Here is a 5,055-nt window from a genome sequence, read left to right on the forward strand (position 1 = left end):
AGTAATCCGTACTGAACATATTATACATTATTTTCAGTATAGTTGAGCTTATTATTGACTAGAGTCATGCTCTGTTCTCTAAAAGGCTAAGGGATCCCTGGGCCTCGCGATCTGGAGTAGCAGCGGGCTATCCTTCAACTGCTTACAAAGCAGTGAAGAAATCTGGCCTAAATGGGATGTGGCCCATCCAAAGCCCTGGGATTGCCGTTGGGATCCCGTTCACCCCTGGGGATGACATCCCCCCTGGCAGGATAGGAACTCCAGAGCAGGGGATGTATGATGCCTAGCACGGCTTTTTCGGAGCAATCGCAGAGAAAGCTGTACCGACAGGTTGTCCTGGGGATCAGCCAGGGCATGTAAAGGGGAAAGTCCGGTGCAAATCCGGCGCTGTGCCGCAACTGTGATGGGCTTGGGCTAGACCCATGCCCTCAGTCAGGATGCCCGCCTGCGGTTTTGGCTCGCATTTCTTCCGCGTCGCACGGAATCAGGAGCTTTAGGAAAATGAATCCCATTCTAGGTCTCAGCCTGGCGCTGGGGGGTCTTGTTTTGGGGATCCCAGCGTGGGCGCAGCCGGCAGCTTCCCCGCCCTCAGCTCAAGAGGTTTTGGAAACCGGCGTTAGCGCCGAGATTTTAAATCAACCCGTCACCACGCCTTTTCGTCGCCCCGGCTTGCTGCGGGATTCTTCCCGCCCGGTTTACGTCGTTACCCGCCAGCAAATTCGAGAGCAAGGGGCAAGAACCGTTCAGGAGGCCCTGCGCTACCTGCCCGGGATCCTCAGCGACGGCACGGCAGGAACCCAGTTGGGAGCCCTTAGCTCCCAGTTTATGCGGGGAGGACGAACGGCCCAGGTTTTGGTGCTCTTGGATGGCCGCCCCATTAACGACCTGGGCTTTTTTGGCGGGTTCGATCTGTCTCAGATCACTACAGATGTGGTCGAGCGTATTGAGATCTCTCCAGGTGGGGGCTCCACCTTATACGGCTCCGATGCCGTTGGCGGGGTCATCAACATCGTGACGCTGGATCCAAAGCCGGGATCCGAGACCGTGCTGGAAGCGGCTATCGGCAGCTACGGCCTCAACGAGCAAGGGATCCAGAACCGCGGCCAGGTGCAGGATCTGGGCTGGGTGGTCAGCTATCGCCGTCTGCAGAGCAACAACGACTTTCCTTTTGAAATTAGGCGTTTGGGCAGAGCCGGCAGGCGGGAAAACTCGGCGGTGGAGTACCACAACCTACAAGCCAAGCTCACCTGGCAATTGGCAGAAGGCCAAGTCCTAACCGGAAATGCCCTTTATCTCAACAAAGCGTTTCAGGTGCCTGGCAGCACCGAGTTTCCCTCCCCCGATGCAGGGCAAAACACCAACGACCTGCTGTTAGATCTCAGTTGGCTGTGGGATCAAGAGAGGGGATCCCTGCAAGCCAGGGTATTTTTTGACGACCTCAAATATCGCTTCAGCGCCCCACAAAGCCAGGGATCCCGGGATGAGATCCTGCGAACGGGGTGGGGATCCCAACTGCAATACACCTGGAAGGCTGCTGAAAACCTGGAGCTTACTCTAGGAGCGGATTACCGATCCATTTCAGCTCGCAACACCACCTTCTCCTTTGCCAGGGGATCCACCAATGTCAACTACGACAATACCGTGAACCAAGGGGCCCTCTTTGCCCGCCTGGATTACAAGCCACAGCCCAACTTTTATCTCAACTTAGGTGTTCGCCAAGATTCGAGCAATCTGGTCAACGGTTCGGCCACCTCTCCTGCCGCAGGGATCCGCTGGGTTTTGGCAGAAGGCACCACCCTGAGGGCCAATTATGCCGGCAGCTTTCGCACTCCCTTGATCTCAAACCTGTTCTTTCGGCTGCGCGGCTTTTTTGAAGTCGACGGCAACCCCAATTTGCGCCCGGAGCGGGGAGAGAGTTTTGACATTGGCCTGGATCAGGCTCTGGGAGATTTTGGCCTGCTGCGCTTGACCTTTGCCCATAACCGCATCCGCGATGGCATCACCTTTGTCAGCACTGGCCCGCGCAGGGGAACCTACGAAAACATTGAGCTCGTGGAATACACGGGCTTGGAAGCAGCCCTGGATTTGCGATTGGGGGAAAACTGGACTCTTTTTGCCAACTACACCCTGAACGATCCCATCATCCGCTCGGCGCTGGATCCCAAAGCGGTTGGCAAACAGCTAGCCTTCGTGGGAGCAGACAGCTTCAACCTGGGCCTGAGCTACCGCGATGCAGAGGATCGGTATGCCTCAGTTTTCCTGCATCACATTGGCACTTTCTTTACCAACAACGCCAATACCCAATCTCTGCCCGGCTACACCAACCTGGCTCTGCGGGGAGGGATCCCAGTAGCAGAAAATCTCGCTCTCGAGGTGGGAGTCGATAACCTGCTGGATGAGCAATATGAGGTTTTCCCCGGCTACCCAGGAGTGGGTCGCACCGTTCGGCTTAATTTAAGGGGCCAATTTTAGAGCGACTTGAGGCTGACTTTTAGCTGTCTAACTCACTGCTGAATCCTTGGCCAAGACATTGAGATCGTCTTTGCCTCTTCTCACACCCTTTGCTTGGACAGAAACCTATGACTATATCAAGGAGCACCATGTCTCGATCAACTTCCCAGTTGCCCATCCAAGCTGGCAGCGCTGCCCAGCAACCCAGCGGTCATTATCTCTGGGTTTGCATCACCTGCGGATCTCGGTGGGTTAACGGCCAAAAAGAAGGGATTAGCAAGGGAGAAATGCTGCTGTCTGCCCTGCAATCTCAAACCCTCAATCCTCAACTGACCCTGAAGCCGGTTGCCTGTATGAGCGGCTGCAGCCATGCTTGCGTTGTTGCGTTGGCAGCACCTCAAAAGATGACCTATGTTTTTGGAGATCTCGATCCAAAAGATGTGGAGCTGATTCTGCAGACAGCAGAGCTCTACCTCACCAAGCCAGATGGGATCCTACCCTGGGCCGAGCGCCCTCTCAAAAAAGGGGTGATTGCTCGTATTCCACCACTGCACTGAGGAGCTTTCTCATGGCCACTTTTACCCCCTGGATAACCCCCCTCCATCAAGCTTGGCAGGAAGTTTCTCTGACGGGTTGGACAACCCTTTATGAAGGGATCCCTGCCCACATCGACTGCTTGGGGCCGTTGCTCTACGAGCTGTTTCAAGAGCACTGGGCCGAGATCCAGGTGGGCCATGTGGCGGAAGGCGGGGTGCTGGAGCTGGCTTTCAAGAAACCTCCAGCTTTGTGCGTGCTCTACGATGGCTATCTAACCGTTGCCACCGAAACTTGGCACCTGCATTTGTGCCTGGAGGAGCACCAAGGCGGCCCCCATCGCAAGACCCCACCCGAGCTGCGCCGCAAAAGATTGGTTAGCCGTGCTGCTCTCTACCGGCGCCTCAATCCCCAAGGTCAGCCCCGCATGTGGGGAATCCAATTCTGGAATGGAGCAGAAGAACCTTTGCTACAGATTTTCCTGCCCAGCCCCTTTTTGGGGCCAGAGGAAGACTACCTGCCGGAAGGCAAAGCTGACTACCAAAAGCTTTCTCTTTACGAGCGCATCCGCGCCATCTATGTGCAGGGGAAAGAGCGGATCCCCTATGAGGATAACCCTCTTAAACGTCCCTACCTTGCCGTCTGTCGTTCCAGCCGTTGTTATCCTTCCCGCAACTACCAACCGGTTGTGGAAGCTCTGGAATCGGCTCTTCGAGAAGCCAACCTAGACGTACAGGTTATCACCTCAGGCTGCTTGGAAGTTTGCCAACAGGGGCCCGTGGTTTTTTACTCTGGGGATCGCACCTGGTACAAGCGGGTTACTCCCCAAGTAGCTCGGCAAATTGTTTTTGAGCATTTGCTTAATAGCTGTCCTCTGAAAGACCACCTTTTTCCAGGAGATTAAAGCATGATTGGCCTGCAATCGAGTGCTCAACCTATCCCCAGATCTTGCCGCTTGATCTCAGCCCCACTTTGGATACAAGCTGCTCAAGATTTGGCCCAAGGCTGGTTCTGGCCCAGCTTGTTTACCACCGTCGGCTGTCTCAGCAATATTGCTTATACATGTACCCTTCCTTTTGTAACTGTTGGTATTGTTGCAGGCACAACTTTAACCCGCCAAAGGGCAATCATTAGTGCTTTGATGATTTGGCTGGCCAACCAAATCTTTGGCTACACCTGGCACAACTATCCCCGCACTCCCGATTCGTTTGCCTGGGGGTTGGTGCTGGGGATCGGCACGGTGGGGATTGCTCTTGCTGGCGGTTACCGACCTCTGTTTTCTCAGTCCAAGCCGCTTCGGCCAAGGCAACTGCTGCTGAACTATCTCTGGATCCCGGCCATGCTCATCTTGGGGTTTCTGGCTTTTGAAGGGCTGATTTTGGCAGCCGGCCTGGTTTTGGGGGGAACGGAGGGCCTGACCCTGCCCATTCTGGGCAAAATCTGGCTGCACAACTGGCTGTGGACAGGACTTTGGATTGGGATCCACACCCTGCTGGTGTGGGACAGAGGACGTCGCCGGGTGTGGCTGGGAGAGGAGAAACTGCGGTGAGCTGCTCCCGTACAAGCTCTTCCCATCCCGTCAGCGGTGCGGAGCACTTTTGCAGTGATCTAGAACATCCCCAAGAGGGATCCAGGCCAAAATAGGGGCGACCTATGTGGGAGGGGATCCCTTTGCAACTCAGTCGCGTTAACAGTGAGCATGACTCTAGTCAATGATACGCTGGACTATACTGAAAATAATGTACAGTATGTTCAGTATGGCTGCTTGGTATGGCTAGGTATGTGAAACCGAGAGAGGCGGCGGATTATTTTGGGGTGTGTCTCCACACTTTGAGGCGATGGGAGCAGAAAGGTTGGATCAAAGCAATACGTACGCCATCTGGTAGGGCAAGAAGGTATGACCTCGACAGTTACATCAGAACGCCAAAGAAAGCCAAACGAGTCGTTTTGTACGCCCGAGTTAGCAGCCGAGGGCAGAAGCCAGACTTGGAGAGACAGATTGCAAGACTGGTTAACCTCTATCCTGGAGCCGAAGTGGTCGGAGAGGTTGGCGGCGGTCTCGACTTCAAA

General features: G+C 54.9%; 5 protein-coding genes and 1 riboswitch. All 5 genes read left to right on the forward strand.

Annotated elements, in window-relative coordinates; all coding sequences use genetic code 11:
* Window positions 1-311: 311 nt before the first annotated feature.
* Window positions 312-464, forward strand: a riboswitch (cobalamin riboswitch).
* Between the two features lie 37 nt (window positions 465-501).
* Window positions 502-2,472 (forward strand): TonB-dependent receptor plug domain-containing protein, encoded by a 1,971-nt coding sequence (locus NW849_RS13820; protein ID WP_414358362.1) that lies wholly within the window; start codon window positions 502-504, stop codon window positions 2,470-2,472.
* Window positions 2,473-2,600: 128 nt separating this feature from the next.
* Window positions 2,601-3,008, forward strand: coding sequence for a DUF1636 domain-containing protein (locus NW849_RS13825; protein WP_414358364.1), 408 nt, complete (start codon window positions 2,601-2,603; stop codon window positions 3,006-3,008).
* A gap of 11 nt (window positions 3,009-3,019) precedes the next feature.
* Complete coding sequence (locus NW849_RS13830; RefSeq protein ID WP_011432955.1) at window positions 3,020-3,889, forward strand: (2Fe-2S) ferredoxin domain-containing protein; 870 nt, start codon at window positions 3,020-3,022, stop codon at window positions 3,887-3,889.
* Window positions 3,890-4,126: 237 nt separating this feature from the next.
* Complete coding sequence (locus NW849_RS13835; protein WP_414351961.1) at window positions 4,127-4,534, forward strand: hypothetical protein; 408 nt, start codon at window positions 4,127-4,129, stop codon at window positions 4,532-4,534.
* Window positions 4,535-4,755: 221 nt separating this feature from the next.
* Window positions 4,756-5,055 (forward strand): IS607 family transposase (locus NW849_RS13840; RefSeq protein WP_414358367.1); only part of this gene is annotated, 300 nt, incomplete at its 3' end.

The organism is Synechococcus sp. R55.3, assembly GCF_047461975.1.
Lineage (GTDB): Bacteria > Cyanobacteriota > Cyanobacteriia > Thermostichales > Thermostichaceae > Thermostichus.

Bases quoted from the DNA above. Each gene is read 5' to 3' on its own strand.
- NW849_RS13830 (WP_011432955.1), top strand. From the start codon at position 3,020: ATGGCCACTTTTACCCCCTGGATAACCCCCCTCCATCAAGCTTGGCAG.
- NW849_RS13825 (WP_414358364.1), top strand. From the start codon at position 2,601: ATGTCTCGATCAACTTCCCAGTTGCCCATCCAAGCTGGCAGCGCTGCC.
- NW849_RS13820 (WP_414358362.1), top strand. From the start codon at position 502: ATGAATCCCATTCTAGGTCTCAGCCTGGCGCTGGGGGGTCTTGTTTTG.
- NW849_RS13835 (WP_414351961.1), top strand. From the start codon at position 4,127: ATGATTTGGCTGGCCAACCAAATCTTTGGCTACACCTGGCACAACTAT.